The sequence below is a fragment of the Actinomadura physcomitrii genome (genome assembly GCF_008923205.2).
GTDB classification, from domain to species: domain Bacteria; phylum Actinomycetota; class Actinomycetes; order Streptosporangiales; family Streptosporangiaceae; genus Spirillospora; species Spirillospora physcomitrii.
The window spans coordinates 1-16,343 of record NZ_WBMS02000062.1; the positions used below are offsets into that span (position 1 = coordinate 1).

The 16,343-nt window shown below is 69.8% G+C and carries 13 protein-coding genes; 5 read left to right on the top strand and 8 right to left on the bottom strand.

Features of this window, described 5'->3' with window-relative positions; translation table 11 throughout:
- Positions 1 to 526: 526 nt before the first annotated feature.
- The gene (locus F8568_RS43145) at positions 527 to 1,138 is read right to left on the bottom strand and encodes a hypothetical protein (RefSeq protein ID WP_151599951.1); all 612 of its coding nucleotides are present in this window, start codon (positions 1,136 to 1,138) and stop codon (positions 527 to 529) included.
- A gap of 397 nt (positions 1,139 to 1,535) precedes the next feature.
- Between F8568_RS43145 and F8568_RS43150 the strand changes: the two genes are divergently transcribed.
- Positions 1,536 to 3,389, top strand: coding sequence for a serine/threonine protein kinase (locus tag F8568_RS43150; protein ID WP_151599952.1), 1,854 nt, complete (start codon positions 1,536 to 1,538; stop codon positions 3,387 to 3,389).
- On the opposite strand, the gene F8568_RS43155 is transcribed toward F8568_RS43150, so the two are convergent.
- The 5 genes from F8568_RS43155 to F8568_RS43175 all read right to left on the bottom strand — a co-directional run bounded on the left by F8568_RS43155 (position 3,373) and on the right by F8568_RS43175 (position 10,347).
- Positions 3,373 to 5,613, bottom strand: a complete 2,241-nt coding sequence (locus F8568_RS43155) for a DUF3488 and transglutaminase-like domain-containing protein (protein WP_151599953.1) — start codon at positions 5,611 to 5,613, stop codon at positions 3,373 to 3,375. The two genes, F8568_RS43150 and F8568_RS43155, sit on opposite strands and share 17 nt — an antisense overlap.
- A complete protein-coding gene (locus F8568_RS43160) occupies positions 5,610 to 6,737 on the bottom strand; it encodes a DUF58 domain-containing protein (protein WP_151599954.1) in 1,128 nt (375 codons plus the stop codon). Before F8568_RS43160 ends, F8568_RS43155 begins: the two co-directional genes overlap by 4 nt.
- 15 nt (positions 6,738 to 6,752) lie before the next feature.
- The gene (locus tag F8568_RS43165) at positions 6,753 to 7,745 is read right to left on the bottom strand and encodes an AAA family ATPase (RefSeq protein WP_236010059.1); all 993 of its coding nucleotides are present in this window, start codon (positions 7,743 to 7,745) and stop codon (positions 6,753 to 6,755) included.
- Between the two features lie 17 nt (positions 7,746 to 7,762).
- Positions 7,763 to 9,541 carry an NHL repeat-containing protein gene (locus F8568_RS43170; RefSeq protein ID WP_151599955.1) on the bottom strand — a complete coding sequence of 593 codons (1,779 nt, stop codon included), beginning with the start codon at positions 9,539 to 9,541 and terminating at the stop codon, positions 7,763 to 7,765.
- A gap of 200 nt (positions 9,542 to 9,741) precedes the next feature.
- Positions 9,742 to 10,347 (bottom strand): TetR/AcrR family transcriptional regulator, encoded by a 606-nt coding sequence (locus F8568_RS43175; RefSeq protein ID WP_328601300.1) that lies wholly within the window; start codon positions 10,345 to 10,347, stop codon positions 9,742 to 9,744.
- A gap of 156 nt (positions 10,348 to 10,503) precedes the next feature.
- Here F8568_RS43175 and F8568_RS43180 point away from each other — a divergent pair, with 156 nt between their 5' ends.
- From F8568_RS43180 to F8568_RS43195, 4 genes are all read left to right on the top strand, one after another.
- A complete protein-coding gene (locus F8568_RS43180) occupies positions 10,504 to 10,659 on the top strand; it encodes a hypothetical protein (RefSeq protein WP_160573974.1) in 156 nt (51 codons plus the stop codon).
- A gap of 257 nt (positions 10,660 to 10,916) precedes the next feature.
- The gene (locus tag F8568_RS43185; RefSeq protein WP_160573975.1) at positions 10,917 to 12,719 is read left to right on the top strand and encodes a serine hydrolase domain-containing protein; all 1,803 of its coding nucleotides are present in this window, start codon (positions 10,917 to 10,919) and stop codon (positions 12,717 to 12,719) included.
- A gap of 499 nt (positions 12,720 to 13,218) precedes the next feature.
- Positions 13,219 to 13,725 carry an SRPBCC family protein gene (locus F8568_RS43190; RefSeq protein WP_151599958.1) on the top strand — a complete coding sequence of 169 codons (507 nt, stop codon included), beginning with the start codon at positions 13,219 to 13,221 and terminating at the stop codon, positions 13,723 to 13,725.
- Between the two features lie 265 nt (positions 13,726 to 13,990).
- Positions 13,991 to 14,281, top strand: a complete 291-nt coding sequence (locus F8568_RS43195; protein WP_160573976.1) for a transposase — start codon at positions 13,991 to 13,993, stop codon at positions 14,279 to 14,281.
- 544 nt (positions 14,282 to 14,825) lie between these two features.
- On the opposite strand, the gene F8568_RS43200 is transcribed toward F8568_RS43195, so the two are convergent.
- The gene (locus F8568_RS43200) at positions 14,826 to 15,029 is read right to left on the bottom strand and encodes a hypothetical protein (protein ID WP_160573977.1); all 204 of its coding nucleotides are present in this window, start codon (positions 15,027 to 15,029) and stop codon (positions 14,826 to 14,828) included.
- A gap of 113 nt (positions 15,030 to 15,142) precedes the next feature.
- Positions 15,143 to 16,054 (bottom strand): hypothetical protein, encoded by a 912-nt coding sequence (locus F8568_RS43205; RefSeq protein ID WP_151599961.1) that lies wholly within the window; start codon positions 16,052 to 16,054, stop codon positions 15,143 to 15,145.
- Between the last annotated feature and the right edge of the window lie 289 nt (positions 16,055 to 16,343).

A 16,343-nucleotide genomic window follows, 5' to 3' on the forward strand; every position in this document is an offset into this window, starting at 1 on the left:
TTCCACCGCCATGATCCACCTCGCAATGATCGACCTCATGAGCCGCCGCCTCACCGGCGAATCCACTCCCACATGGCGGGGCACCTGACCCGGAATCAAACGGAACTCGCAGGATGAAACGCCCAGTTACTGCCGACTGTGCCGCTTGCATTTGCTCCTCCAGCGCACGCAGAGCCCGCTGAACCTCATCGGGCGTGCTGCCTTCTCTTGGAACCGCCACCATCCCGCCTCCGCCGTCGATCAGCCGCCTCGGAGATCAAGCGCGGACCCAGGCACTTTGGATCAACCGCCCGCACGCACAGGACTCGGTGGTTCGCTTCCACTTCACCAGCGTCGAGCCGATCGTGCAGGGAGCCTGGGGGATGGTCGCCGGACTCGTCTCGCTGGCCGCGGTGGCCGATCTCGCCTTGATCGTTGTGGCCTGGTGGGTCTGGCGCCGATCGCGGGCCCCTCGGGGTCGCCGCTGAGGAGCGCGGGCAGGTACCTGTTGAGGAAGGCGAACAGTGTCATCGGCGCGTTCGCGTGCTCAGGGCATCGGGTCGTCGCGGGACGGGACTCCCAGGCCCACATGAGGCACCCACATGCGGAGGGCCAGCAAGTACAGGCCGAGGATGAGCGCCGGCGCCAGCCACCGGGTGAGGCGCGTCCGGTTGGCCGGCATCGTGAGGACGACCAGCGCGGGAGTCGCCGACGCGGCGCACACCAGGCCGAGCGCATCGAGAAGCGGACCCGGTCGGTTCAGACAGCCGAACGTCTGGAATGCTTCTCCGCCGCAGACGTCCGCCTGGGTGTAGAAGAAGGCGAGAAGGCAGGACAGGCCGCCGAGAAACCATGCGCACGTGCCCAACGCCACGTCGAGGCCAGGACCCCGCATCGGCCGGAGCGAGCCATCGCGCCGGGTTGCGCGCACATCCTTGACCGCCACGGCCATCATCAGCCCGATCACGGCCACCACCGCCAGTGTGCCCAGGCCCCACCCCGCGCTGCCCGCCTGAAAAGGCGGTTCCTTCGGGTCCGTGTCGTCCGTCGGCCAGGTCGAAATGGTCATCACAAAAAGGGCCGCGAGCGCCGCCCAACCTCCGCCCAGCACCCCGTACTCGCGGAGGCGGCCGCGAGTCATCGCCAGGCCTTCGAGCACGCCGACGCCCCCATCCGTGATAGCCGGTGGTCGTAGATCGTTGTGCGTACCCAATGGCAGAAGTGCTCCTGGCTGCTCGGCTGCTCGATGTCGGGGACCATGACCCTTCCCTCGCTCTCGTTGTCGTTCGTCCCGCGCATGCCGAGACGAAGCATTACCGGATGATGGGCTTTAGAGACCGTCCGCGGTCGGGGCCGATGTACCACTCACCAAAGACCGCTGCTCAAAGGGCACGACCCGGGTTTTTGACCGTGCTCTGGGCGGTGACGCCCGGGAGGGCGCCGTCGGTGTCGGACCGGCCGGAAGGGTCGGTGATGGCGGTAGCGCCGCTCGCCTGAACTGTCTGTCTGGTGGAGCTGGTCCGGCTTGCCGTCTGAGCGCTGAGGATGAACAATCAATGACCAATGCCCTGAACCTTGTCGTGGCGGGAGACGTGGGCCTGTCACAGAAGTTGCGTGGCACAGGACAGTTTCCGGCCGTGTTCGATGTCGCCTCCGCCACCGAGCTTCGATCCCTGTCCAAGAGCGGCGAGGTTCGGCCTCCGGCCGCGTTCATGTTCGCGCCGGGCTTCGACGAGGACCTCCCCGACGTCCGTGTCACTCACCTGGCCAACGGGCTGGCGGCCGCCGGGTTCACTGTCCTCGTCCACTGCTTCTTCACACAACGTGGTGACCGCTTCAGCCCGGGGGTTCTCGCAAGCGCGGAGCCGATGAGCCTGTCGCAACTGCTGACGACGCTCGGCGCCGCCCCGCCCGTGAACGATGAGCAGCCGGACCTCCTGCCCGAGCCGCCACCGGAGCCCTGGGTGCTCCCGGGCGTGACGGCCGCGGGGCAGACCGGCCAGGCATGGCCCGCGGACGAGCCGCCGGCAATTCCGGTCCAGAGCGGCGTCGGCGATGAGCCCGTGGAAACCCCGCCCGGTTACGGCGAACTGACGGTCACCAATCGCGGTGTCGCTGCGGTCACCTACCGTGCCGTGCACGAAGAGTCCGGGACCATGGTCGCCCTCCGGATACGGCACGATGGTGTGGAGACACCGCCGGACGAACTGGCCGCCCTGGAGCGCGCCTCCCTCAGTGATCACATGGTCACCGTGCTGGAGTCCGGCCGCACCCCGGCCGGACAGGTGTACACGGCCTCAGAGCACTGTCTCGCGTACCCATCGGAACCGCCTCTGCCGCTCCAGGAGGCGGTCGACGTCGCTTTCTCGCTGGGCATGGGTCTGCAGGCACTGCACGAGCAGGGACTGATCCACGGTGACGTCAATCCCGGCCGAATCATGAGCGACGCCGGGAGGCCGCTGCTGAGCGGGGCGGCGAGTCTTCGGGGCCTGGCGGTACATTCCGCGCCGGGCATGCTCGAACCTGTGGACTTCGAACGCATCGATCCGGGGGTCGCCGCGCCCGAGGTCCTCCGTGGGCGACCTGCCACCGCGGCCTCCGATGTGTACGGGCTCGGCGCGACCCTATGGAGCCTGCTGGCCGGGCATGCCCCGTTTACCGGCGACGACCGGTGGGCCGTGCGGGAACGTGTGTTGACCGAGGCCGTGCCGCCGTTGCCGCGTGACGACGTGCCGGAGTGGCTCGCGAACCTCCTCTCGATCGCGATGGCGAGGGAGCCCGCCGAACGGTACCAGACGGCGCGCGCGTTCACCGATGCGATCGAGGAGAGCATGCGGGGCGTTCCCGAGTCCCCCACCGACTGGGAATCCCTGCTGGCATGGCCGTCGGGCACGACAGTGTCGGAGCCGGGCGGTGCGGGCCGCCGCCGCAAGCCCGTGATGGCGCTCCTGGCGGTGTTCGCCGTACTCGTCCTCGCCGGGGTAGGAATCAGTACGGCCGGACTGATGGCCGGGGACGACAGGGAGGGCGCGCAGCGGCGGCGGCCGAGCCCTTCGCGGACGGAAACATCGCCTTCGAATTCCTCGCCGGGCCCGACGTCCACCCCGACACCGGTGAAGCCGATCAAGGAGTACGCGCCCGGCCGGGTACGGATCGCCGACGCCAGGGTATCGATCGAGGTCGCATGGGCGGACCGCAGCGGGGGCCGGGCCGCGTACTACATCGTCGGGGGGCCCGTGGGACGCACACCCTCCACTCTGGCCAGCGCACCGCCGGGAACCGCGAAGGTCACGGTCACCGCGCTGAACCCGAGCGTGGACTACTGCTTGACGGTCGTCGCCGTCGTGGACGTCGACCGCGTGGCCCACGCCGAGCCCGTCTGCACCCACCGTGTCAAGAGGGTCGGCTGACCCGATCGCGGGGCCCGGCGGCGGGCTCTCCCCGCGTCAGGCGGGACGGTCGAGCCGCCCAGAGCGCCGCTCGCGGGTTCACCCACCACGACAGGCGGCGCGGCAGTGAACTGGAGCGCCGTAGCCGTGTGGCCAGCAGGCGAACCTGCTCGGACGTGAACGAGGCGTCGTCCGGTGTGACCGGACCACCGAAACCCGCCGCGTTCACCAGCCGGCTCAACCTGCGCAGTCGCCCAGGATCGGTGTCCGGCAGTGTCGCCGCGAGGCTCGCTGTCAGTTCTGCCGTTGTGGCGGACGCGGGCACGGTGTGGCCTGCGAGCCGCATCGCCACAAGGAGTTCTGTCCAGGCCGCGAGGATGCGCTTGCGGGCCGTTCCGCGGCGCGATCCGCGCGCCGCACGCAACCGCAGCAACGGCATCAGCAGCAGGAAGAGGACGAGCAGCCCCGGCGGGGTGGCGATCAGAAGGGTGTATTCACCACCTGTCGGCCGTGGCACGGCGCCGGGTGCACCAGTGTCCGTAGCGTCGGAGGTGTCGCCGCCGCGGTATGTCCCGTTGTGATCCGCCCGCTCCTGCGGGCCCGGACGCGCCGACGCCTCCGAACGCTTCCGCGGGTTCGGGTCGTAGGGCACCCAGCCCAGGCCCTCGAAGTAGATCTCGCCCCAAGCTACCGCGTCACCTGTGCGGATCACACGGCTGCCGCCGCCGCTGCCCGCCCCGAACCCGACCACGACCCGGCTCGGCAGTCCGGCCGCCCGGGCGAGGACTGCGAACGCGCTGGCGAACTGCTCGGAGGTGGCGCCGCCGCCCTTGCGTCCCGGCGGGACCAGCAGCTCGGCGAGTTCCGCGTAGCCGTGTCCGCCCGGGGCACCCGGCTCGAAGGTGTAGGAGTCTCGCAGGTACTCGGCGATCCGGGAGGCACGCTGGTGCGCGGTGCCGTTCCCTGCCGCCGCCCGGGCGATGTCGGGCAGGCGCGCCGGCGCGCCTGGCGGCAACCGAAGGTAACGCTCGTACCCGGTACCGGAGGCGGTCGCCGCCCGGGTCCCCTTCCATCCGCTCCAGTCGGGGACCATTCCGGCAGCCGTGTACGAACGGCCGGCGACCGCGCCGTCCAGGGAGAGCAATGTGCCGGAGACGGCGTCGTGGCCGACCGCGACGCCGTCCACCCTGGTGGCGATGCCCGGGACCGGCAGCCAGTCGCCGGGCAGGTCGCCGGCCGAGACCTTCACGGTGGTCCGCGTCGTCCGCGGCGGCACCACCTCGGGGAGAGGCAGGTCCGGCCCGGCAGGACGGTAGGAGCTGTCGGGCAGCCAGACAGGTCCTGTGAAATCGGCGAGCGCGACCCATCGCAGAGTGGTCCGCGGACCCGAGACCGTCATCAGCGGAACGTCCGGGGCGGCCGACCACGCCGACAGGTAGGACAGCGGATTGCGCACCTCGCGCGGCTTCTCGGGAAGATCGCGCTGCCCGCGCGGATCGGCTGCGCGCACCGGCCACCCCTCCAGCACAGCGGGCACCGCTACCGCGCCGATACCGATAAGGATCACCGAGCATGCCACCGCCGTCCCCGCCGCCAGGGTACGAAGAAGAGATCTTTTCCGGCCGTGCACCGCTGCCGCGGCCCACACGCGTAGCGAGAACCCGGCCCGAGTGGTAACGGGAGCATCGTGGCGAGCGCCGGCCAGTGCCATGGCGGCGGCGCCCGCCAGCAGCGCCGCCGACCGATATCCGGGCTCGATCGCCTCGGGATTGAGCGCGGCGGCCCCGCACAGGAGGACCGTGGCGGGGAGCAGGGAGGGCAGGACGCGGCCGTCGCGGCGCAGCACCGTCGCGATCGCTCCGGCGAGCCACACCGCAAGCACAGGGAACGCGAGCAGGTCCACGGTCGCCAGGGGGTGCGGCCCCGTGGTCAAGATGCGCGCTCCCGAGTGGAGCACCGCGTCCACCGCCGCGAGGACCGGCTCCTTGATCGGCCCGGGCGACCAGGCGGCCAGCGCGACCAGCACGACCGCGGCCATGGGAAGGCCGGCCGGCACCGCGACGGGCCCCAGCCCGCGCAGTACCCGGTGCGCCGCGGACGTGACGGCCACCGCCGCGATCGCCGTACTGACCAGCACGGCAGTGACCGGCGCCGACCGTTCGTAGCCGGCGGCCAGCAACGGCGCCGGCGCCGCCGCGGCCACCGCCACAGCGGCGGAGGCGAGGACTGCGCGTCCCCGGTTCATGTGGTCCACCAACAGGTCTGGTTCCAGCCGTTGGCGAACGCCGCGGGGGTGTGGGCCTGCAGGAGCCGCACCCCGGCGACCGATGCGGGGGGATGATCGGTTTCGCGGAAGCGGCCGATCAGGGCGACCAGTGACAGGACGCGCCGCGCGGCCAGAGCGTCAAGCGCCGCCGCGGTGTCCGCCGGCGTGGCTCGGGCGGACAACAGGACGACCACGCGCCCGGTCGGGGCTGAACGGAGCAGAGCGCACGCGGCCTTGAAGTCCGCGCCGGGCCGCGCCGCCGCCTCGGCGAGGAGGTCCAGATGCGCGGTGATCCCGGCGGATGGGGGCGAGTACCCGCCACTGGCCAGCCGCAGTTCGATCGGGAGCCCGCGGGCGGACAATACGATCGAGGCCGCCGCCTCCGCGAGGTCGTCCAGCTCCGCGTGGCCGTGGCGGTCGTCGACGAGCACGGTGACGCCGGGCCGGGGGGAGACGGCGTGCTCGCGCACCATCAGCCGCCCGCGGCGGGCCGTAGTGCGCCAGTGGATCTGACGGACGTCGTCGCCGAGCGTGTGCTCGCGCAACCCCGCGAAGGCGCCTTCGGTCGACCGGGTCACGGCCGACGAGGCGTCCCGGCCGCCGGCGCCGGCAGCGGTGAGGGCGGCCAGCTCGTGGTGGCGGGGATGCACGAGTACCCGCACGGTCTGGTCGTCGACCCGACGGGTGGCGCGTGCGAGCCCCAACGGGTCGGTGCGGACCAGGCTGAGCGGGCCCACCTCCAGCACGCCGCGCCGCCGCGCGGACAGTTCGTAACGGAGCGGGGCCCGGACTCTCCCCAACGGAATGTCGTACGTGCCGGCGGGCGAGGTCACACGTTCGGCGGCCGTCACACCACCTGCGTCCGCGTCGTCCGTCTCGATGATGACGGTGACGGACTCGCCGACGTGCACGCGCGTGTTCGTGATGCGGCGGTGCACCCGGGCGGTGCGCGGCGGCCGGGCCAGGACCATGGCCAGCGCGACGGTGGGGAAGGCGAGCGCGCCCAGCACGCCCGGTGCCAGGTAGCCGAGGCCGAGGCCGCCACCGGCCAGGACGGCGCCGGACGAGAGGATCCCCCAGCCGCGGCGGGTGGGCCGAGGCATGCGACCCGCCATCCGCTAGGGCCGGTTCCCGTGCGGCCCCGGTACCGGAACCTCGGCCAGGACCTCGGCCAACAGCGCTGTGTTCTCCTCCGCGCTGGAGGCGCGAGAGAAGGGCGCCAGCCGGTGACCCCACACGGGCCCGGCGAGGTCCTTGATGTCGTCGGGGGTGACGTACACGCGACCGTCGGCCAGCGCGTACATGCGCGCCGCCCGGCACAGCGCGATCGACGCGCGCATCGACACTCCGGCGCGCAGCCTCGGGTGTCGACGCGTCCGCTGGGCCAGCTCCAGCACGTACTGGTACACCGGATCGGCGAAGATGATCCGGTCGGCGGCGGCGGCCAAGCGCGACATCTCCGCTCCGTCGAGCACGCAAACCAGGTCCTCGGGAGCGGCCATGGACGCGCCGCGCATCAGCGACAGCTCCGCTTCCTCACCGGGGTAGCCCAGTGAGAGCCGCATCAGGAAACGGTCGAGCTGAGCTTCCGGCAGCGGGAACGTGCCCTCCAGATCGGCCGGGTTCTGCGTCGCCACCACCAGGAACGGGTCCGGCACGGGATGCGCCTTCCCGTCCACCGTGACCCGCCCCTCCTGCATCACCTCCAGCAGCGCCGACTGGGTACGGGGGGAGGTCCTGTTGATCTCGTCCACGATGACGACGTTGGCGAAGACCGGACCGGGGTGGAACTCGAACTCCCGGGTCCGCTCATCGAAGATCGTCACCCCGGTGATGTCGGAGGGCAACAGGTCCGGGGTGCACTGCACGCGGCGCGCGGTCCCCCCGGTCACCGCCGCCAGCGCGCGGGCCACCGTGGTTTTCCCCATGCCGGGCAGATCCTCCAGGAGCACGTGCCCGCCCGTGGCGAACGCGGTGAGGAGCAGCCGCACCGTCGCGGGAGCGCAGCGGGCCACGGTCCCCACGCTCTCCGCCATCCGGTCGAAGATATCGGCCGCCCGCATGGCCTCCTCGCCGGTGACCGCCGCAGTCTCGGGCGTACTGATGCTCAAGCTCGTCCCTTTCAGGGTCATCCGCAGTTGCCCCATCCGGCTGATGCGCTCGCGCCGGACGCGCCACCGGAGAAGCTGACGCAGATGCCGGGTGCATTCACGTACACCGGCCCGGCGTAGTACTTGAACGTGCCGCCGTCGTATGCGGGGTGGCCTCCGCTCTGCTTCTTCAACTGGACCCAAACACTGGTGCCCTTGCCGACGTTCGCGGTCTTCATCGTGACCGCGCAGTTCTTCTTGGTGCTGTTGCTGTAGAGCAGGTAGGCCCGCCCCCCATGGAATGAGATCGACCGCTGCACGTAATAGCCACCGCCAGAACCGACGTTGCAGACCTGCTGCGGTGTGTACGGGTTGCGCGTGGGCTTGGGTTTGGGCTTCGTCGTCGGCCGGGGCGACTTCTTCGCCGGCGCCTTGCTGGACGGCGCCTTGCTGGACGGTCCTCTGCTGGACGGTCGTCTGGTGGACGGTCTCGGCGCGGAGGGACGTCCACCCGAAGGGCCGGCCTTGGGTCCGGTGGTTCTGGATTCAGTCGGTTCGGGCGGGATTCCGGGCTTCGCCGGCCCCGGGTGCGGGGGAGTCGGGTCGAACGGGTTGGGGAAGATCGGGTCGATGGACGGTGCCGGTACCAGCGGCGGGGCCTTCTCGCCGCCCCCCGGCACGACCGGACGGTCTCCACCCTTCCCCGCCTTGCCCGGGTACTTGCCGACGATTCTGGCTCGGCCGTCGGATCCGATGACGCGAGCGTCCGGGCTGCCCGGTGCGTTGATGAACAGGTTGCCCTCCCGGACCTGCAACTCCAGGTCACCGCGTCCGGCCGGGATCGACTGCACACCGGTCTGCCGTCCGGCCGGGTCGTACACGTGGACCTGCCCGGTCTCCCTCACCGGCACGTACACCTTGCCCGCGAACGGTACGGCGGGCTCTTGGACCGGATCGCGCAACGGGAAGGACAGGACTGGGCCGCTCTTGCCCACGTCGCCCAGCGTGACCACAGAGCCGGCTGCGGGGACGGTGATCGCGGCCAGCGCGCCATGTGTGCGCTCGGGCACCAGCGCGCCCGCCAGCGGTACCGGCGCGGTGACGCGGCGGGTGCCGCCGGGTGTCGCGACCACCAGGTCACGTCCGCCGCGGTCGACCACCAGCGCTCCCTGGTCCAGCACGCTCAGCCCGAGATCACGGCCGGGCTCAGCGACTTCGGTGGTGAGGGTGACCGCGGCACCCCGAGCAGAGACCGTCAGCGCCACGGCCGTGCCCTGCTGGGGCACTGCCACCCACAACCGTCCGGCGTCGTCGAACTCGCCACCGGCCAGCGGGCCCGGCAGCTGCAGCACCGGTCCGACCGGGCGAAGCGTGGCGGGGTCCAGCGCGCGCACGGAGCCCGAGGCGCGGTCGATCACCGCGGCGGCGGTGGCGGTCATCGCCAGGTGCGGGTCACCGCGCAGGCCGACGTCCAGCCGTCCTGACAACCCCAGGCCGCTCAGGTCGAGGGAGGACACCCGGCCGGTGTCCAGATCGTGAATGAGCAGATGCTCGTCGTTCTGGGTGACCTGCACCCGATGGCCGCGGGCGTCGGTCACGCCGCGGCGTTGCTCCACCTGGCCGCTGTCGGGATTGACGCGCGCCACCTCGCCTGCCGTCCGGCTCCACAACCAGGCACTGCCATCGGACGCCTCGGTGGCGTGACCGATCTGGCCGCCGCCGAGCAGTGTCGCGGCAAGTGCCAGAGTGATGAGGGCGGCCGCGCCCCAGCCGCCGATGCGCGCCCGGCCCTTCGGCGCGGGCTTTCCCAAACCCATCAGAGGCACCCTTCGTCGTCCCCGCCATGCGGACCTTCTGGTACGGGGAACGACATCCGGACCAACCTCGGCCTCTGCAGCCTCCAGTTCCCGCTGCCGATCCAGCCCGCGCCACAGGTCTCCGTACCGACAGTCCGGAACGGCCTGCGATGTGCATCACCGGACCTGCGGTGGGCGAAGCGCCGGCCCGGGAGGGTGAGTCAGCGGTGACGGACCAGAGGCAGGAAGACCTGGTCGACGATCTCGATGAGGGCCTGGTCGGAGATGGGGGCGGTGCCGCCGCCCATCAGGTACTCGTTGCGGAGCAGGGCGATGGGGAGCGTGGCGATGCGGGGGACGAGGGCTTCCTGACGTGCCTCACCGCGGGCGACCGCTCGCGCCAGGATGGCCAGCATCACGCCCGGCTCCCCTTCGGCGAGTTCGTCGCGTATGCCGGCCAACAGTCCGGGGTCGCGGCGCGCGTCCATCATCAGCCCGCGGAGGATCTCGGTCCCTGCAGAGGAACTCATCCGGGCAGCGGTTGACCGGAGCAGCTCCAATACGTCGGAGCGGAGTTCCCCGGTGTCAGGTGGGCTTTGCGGACGGCCGACCATCTGCTTGTAGGCGGCGAAGGCGAGTGCCGTGCGGCTGGGCCAGCGCCTGTAGATCACCGTCTTGTTCGTGCCGGCGCGGGCGGCGACCCGGTCCATCGTGAAGCCGCCGTAGCCCCGCTCGGTCAACTCCTCGATGGCGGCCTGCAGGACGGCGCTGTCGATTTCCGCGGCACGGCGCCGTGGACGCCGTGCCGGGCCGTCGGCCTTCTCCACCGGGAGCACGTCCTCCGCTCGCATCGATGCCCCTCCGATCAGCTCGCCATCGGTTTGCGGGGTGCTGGAGGGCACATTCTAGCTTGATCAATCAAGAGACTGCGAGTACCTTATGAGGGTACTAATAGTACCTACAAAGGATGACAGGAGGAGATCATGTGCATCCGGTTGGCTCTCGCCGGCATGGCGTTCATCGTCCTGGGCGTGCTCGACCTCGGCGGCCTCAGGGAGTTCGTGATCGTGGCCGGCACTGTGGCTCTGCTCGGCTCTAGTATCGGCTGGCTCCTCGCCCGACGCGGCTGGACATCGTGAAGGGCGCACTCCTGCGCGCCGTCCTGTCCGGCCTGACGTCCGAAGGCGTTGCCTCAGCCGGGCCGCCGCGCGCAGAGACTCAGGCAGTGCACAGGACAGGTACTCATAGTGTCCAGGCCGACGAGCGTGGGGGAGGGGCGGCGAAGCGGCCGAGGTTCCTCGTCCGGTGGACGGCCCTGCCGCTCGCGCTCGGCATGGCCCTGGGCCCACTCACCCCGGCGGCTGCGTCCCCGCCCTCCCCGCCCTCCGCGCCGGACATGCGGAACGTCGGCTCGCTGGTCGACGCGATCGTGCCGAATCAACTCGCCGAGGAGAAGATCCCCGGAGCGGCCGTCACCGTCGTCGCGGGCGGCAGGACGGTGTTCAGCAAGGGATATGGGCTCGCCGACGTCGGCCGGCGCATGCCGGTGAGCGCCGAGCGCACCGAGTTCTTCACCGGCTCGCTGGCCAAGACCATCACCGCCAACGCGGTGCTGAAGCTGGCTGGAGAGGGGCGGATCGACCTGGACGCCGACGTCAACACCTATCTGCGCCGCTTCAAGGTCACCGAAGCTCCGGGCCGCCCGGTCCGGGTCCGCGATCTCCTCACCCACACCGCGGGGTTCGAGGACGATGTGCTCGGCCGGTCCTGGGGAGACCCGGACGACGTCCCGCGGCTGGCCGATCTCGCCGAAGACCGGCCGGACCGGGTGCGCCCGCCCGGCACGCTGGTCGCCTACGACAACTACGCCTACACGCTCGCCGGATACCTCGTGGAAGTGGTCTCCGGCCAGCCGTTCGACCAGTACGTGCAGCGCGAGCTCCTGGCCCCGCTGGGCATGAGCGGCACTACGTTCGCACTGCGGCGCCCGCCCGCGATCGACGCCGCGCTCGCCAAGGGCTACCGTCCCGACGGCGACGGGTTCACCGCCTACCGGCGCTACTACGGCGCCGCACCGTCCGGCGTCGGACCGGTCACCACCGCGGCGGACATGGGCCGATACATGATCGCCCAGCTGCGCCATGACCCGCTGCTCGGGAAGGACGCGGCCGTGCGTATGCAGGCCAGGCAATACGCCCAGGACCCCCGGCTGCCCGGCATGGGCTACGGGCTGGAGGAATGGCCGCGCAACGGCCGCCGGCGGCTCGTCAAGGGTGGAGACGTCACCGGCTTCCATCAGATCATGGCGCTGCTGCCGGACGACGGAGTGGGCATCTACGTCGTCTACAACGGCGAGGGCACGTCGATGGGGAAGGGGACCGTCCTCGCCGAACGCCTCGTCGACCGCCTCGTCGACCGCTACTTCCCGGCACGGCGACCCGCGCCGTCCCGGCCCATCGGGGCAGACGCCTCGAAGTACGCAGGCACGTACGTGCCGAGCCGGAGACGCGGCGACCTGCTGCGTTTCAGCACGTTGTTCAATCCGGTGACCGTCGAGGCGACCGGCGACGGGACGCTGCACACCACCGGGCTGTCACCCGATCCCGACAAGCCCGAGCAGGACTGGACGCAGATCGGCCCCGGCCTGTTCGCCGAGCGCGGCGGCCAGGAACGCATCGCCTTCGACGGGCACGGCCGGTTGGCCGGCGGCCACACCGAGGAGGCATCCGCCTTCGAACGCCGTGACGGGCTCTCCTCACCGGTGCTGCATCAGGTCCTGGTGTACGCCGGGCTGACCGCCTTCCTGCTGTCGTTCGCGGGCGTTCCAATCGCCGCGCTCGTCCGGCGGCTGCGGAAGCGCCGCGCCGACCATCCGTCCGCATGGTGGCTGGCCTGGCTGACCAGCGCCCTCGTGCTGGTCTTCGTGGCCGTCCTCGCCTGGCTGTTCATCGTCGACTCCAACAACGCAGGAGACGTGATCTTCCTCGGCTCACCGCTGCTGACGGGGGGCCTGCTCGCATCCTCGTCGGCCTTCGTTCTCACGGCCGGACTGGCCATCTGCAGCATCATCGCCTGGCTGCGCCGCTGGTGGTGCCTGCCCAGCCGCATCGCCTACACCGCCCATACCTTGTGCGCCGCGTCGTTCATGACGGTCGCGTACATCTACCACCTGGTCGGAGGCGTATTCGCCGCGTCCTGACTTCGACGTGGGTGAACGCGTCCCACTGAAACCGCAGGCGGGCCGCTGCTGATCGACCCGCATCGCACAGACAATCGAGCATCCACACGGCGAACTCCCTCCAGAAGCGGACCAGGGTGGCCGTGATGCCCTTCCCCCGGACGGTAGGCGGCACAAGACGCTTACCTACAAGACGTTGGATGGAGGGCAAGTCTCCTGAGCGGATTCCGCACCCAGAGGTTGGTCGTCCGCTTCCGATGCCGGAAGGACCGTGGTGTGAGCCGACCGCTACGTCCTATGGACCGAACTCCTCCCGCTCCCACGAGAGATGCAACAAGGGGACCCAGAGAAGAAGCTGCGCGGTGTGGCAACAGACGTCACGTTCTGTACCGCACAGCGGGCGTGCGCCTGACGGCCACCCAGAGCGGCTGCGGTGCGCGGTCGACGCAGCCCAGCACCCATGAACCACTCCCGGATACCTAGAGTGTTCGACGGCAAGGTCAGCCGAAGGAGATACCTGATGCGCATACCGCGATTCCCAGAGGCCGCCGCTACGGGCACGGTCACCATTGGGGCGACGCCGGACGAGGTCTACCGCGTCATCAGCGATCCGCCGTCCATGGCCCTCCTCGCCGAGGAGACCCACAGCGCCCGCTGGCTGGACGGCGCCACAGGGCCCGCCGTCGGGGCCCGCTTCCGCGGCTACAACCGCAACGGGCTGCGTCGCTGGTCCACCACCTGCAGCATCACGGACGCCGACCCGGGCCGACGCTTCGCCTACGAGGTGGCGGCGCCGTTCAACATCCCCATCTCGCGCTGGCAGTACGACATCGAGCCCACGGCGGACGGCTGCAGGGTCACCGAGACCAACTGGCTGCGCGTGCCGACCTGGTTCCTGCCGTTCGGCATCCTGATCACCGGCGTCGCCGACCGTGCCAGCACCAACGACGCCAACATCGCCGCCACACTGCGGAGCCTCAAGGCGCACCTGGAGACGACCCCCGACCTCCACACCGACAGGCGCTAGGCATACACCGTCTGTTCTGTGGCGTTCGCCCGATGGCTCATCCGGGGCTCGCATGCAGGCTGACGGCATAGCCCGGGTCGAGATTGACCAGCTCACGGGGTTACCGGCGCCGTACACGCGGATCCGGTTGGCCCGCAGCTAGGGCCTGTTTCGAAGTCGGTCGAGTGCCGGCGTGTTGTGAGCCGGACGCAGCGAGGTCTCTGGTAGGTGGTTCGTCTCTGGTAGGTGGTTCATCGACCAAGAAGAACCTGAAACCGGAGACCTCGTGGCCGGCGTAGTGGTGACGAGGCGGTTCGACCAGATCGACGCGCAATGGGCGATCCTGGGGCCGCTGCTACTCGTTGCCCGGCGGTCGGGTCGGCCGTCGAAGTGGACTAAACGGCAGCTCATCGATGGGCTCCGCTGGCGGGTGCGGACCGGCTCGCCGTGGCGGGACGTGCCCGCCTGCTACGGCTCCTGGCAGGCGGTCTACGGGTTCGGCCGCGGGCAGTGCAATGGCGTTTGGGCGCGCATCCTGGCCGGACTGCAGACACCCGCGCGGAGGCGGTCGGGCTGACCGGGTGGGATGTCAGCGTCGACTCCACCATCATGCGGGCGCACCAGCACGCCGCCGGGGGCCCGCCGGCGCGGTGACCTGCTGCGTGAACACCGGGCGGTGTGGCGTCCGAGCCGGATGATCACTCGCTGGGACGCTCCCGCGGCGGCGCTGTGCGGCGACTGGGCGTCCTTCAACCCGTTCGAACGGCTCGCGGGACTGCGGCTTGTCGACCAAGGTGGACCTGGCCTGCGAGCAGGGGCAGAGTTGGACGGGCTCGTCGCGCCTCGGGGTCACGTCCTCTCTGGTCATGTGAAGCTTCTGGGACGGCAGGCAGCGCCTCCAGGGCGGGGGCGAGACCGGGCACGGAACTGGGAGTAACAGAAGGCGGCCATACAATCCGTTCTGGCCTCTAAAGTGGCCATCGTGCCATTAGAAAACTGTGGACGGAGCCCTAGAGAAAGCCGCCACTGCAAGATTCTTCAATGACCATTGTGTCGACCCGCCGCGATGGTACTGCGCCAGCCGGACCAGGCGGTGACGCAGGCCCGCCGGGCCCTAGGAGTCAGCGGTCGTCTGCAGAGGTGACCGTGTGCGTAATGGTCAGCCGGTCGGCCTGCTCACCGGCCAGTTCCCGGAGCTCGTCCTCCAAATGCAGCGCGCAGCGCGCTGCCCCCGCCTCTGTGAGATGTCCGTGCCTGCACTCGCGCCTGTAAGTCTTCATCTCGTCCAAGACTGTGGTGACGGCGATCACAGTTGCGGTGTACACGACGCTCTCCTAGCCGGATTTCCTGTCCTATGTCCATATGAGACTGTCCTGGACATCGGCGCTCCGACAGCACGAGATAGGTTGGTGTAGCGAGTGGGTCCAGATGCCTCTCGTTACCGGCGCTCTGGCTGCCAGGTCATCTGGGGGATGCCGACCCTGGTGGGACGGGGGCGGCTCTGCACTGGGCCATCGAACGAGTATTCGACCCTGTGCATGGTCCATTTGCCGTCGCCGCTCGCCTGAGTCTCCGAGTATACGGGCAGCCGAGTCTGAGGATCGATATAGCGGACGATGCGCAAGGCGTCCACTTCCCTGCCTATGAGGTTGTACGGGTGGGTATCAGCCTTGAGTTCGGTGTACTTGAAGGCGTCCAGGTACATGCCTGCGCCGATGGGGTTCCCACTCCCGACGACTTGAGGCGTCACCTGGATCTCAAGGCGCACGTATTGTTTACCTGCCCGCTCCACCATGCTTTTCCCGCGGGCGTTGATCAAGCCTTTGCAGTCAGCGAGGTGTCCGACGAAGATATCGGCCTGCTCGGGGGTCAACCCGCCAACACCGAGTCCGTCGTTGAGCCATACCTGATCAGTAAGGGACGGGCACCGGTCACTCTCCTGCGTCCAGCGGCCCACACTCGACCAGAACCAATCCTGGTATCTGCCCTGGCACCAGTTCGCCCATGCGACGCTGGCCTTGCCGTTCTCCACCGTGACCTCTGACTTCTCCAGGCGGACGTCCTTGGTCCGGTAATCGACCCCCGAGATCACCGCCTCCCGGCTGCCGCCGGGATAGGCCTGCCGCTCCAAGTAGTATTCCTGCACCAGGTTGATGGACGGCTGCAGCGCCTGCCGACGCAGCGAGTCCAGATAGAGCCCACGCGCATCGGTGGTCGCGATGGCAGGTGCCCCATTCGCATTCACCCTGGCCGACGGCGAGTTACCAGCCGGCCGCGAGCCTCCTTCCTGATCGCCCGCCTTTCCGTGGATCACACCGCAACCGCAGATCACTGCCAGCAGAGTTGCCACCAGACCGTGTCGAAAAATACGCATCGGCACACCTCATCGTTCCGGCCGAGACACCGGCCACCGGTTTGACCAGCCTGGATTACCGTCCGTCGGCCTCGCGCGGCCGCAATCATCCCGGGCGCCGGATGTCGCCGCTTGCGATGTCGCTCACCCGGCGGACGGTCCTAGATGGCCCTTGGTGCAAACCAAGACAGCACAGATTGGAGGCAGTCATGCGTGACAGCGGCTGGGGCTGACGAGCCGACCAGAAGACCGATCCTTCATGAAGCGGCGGCAGGCCGGGTTCGGC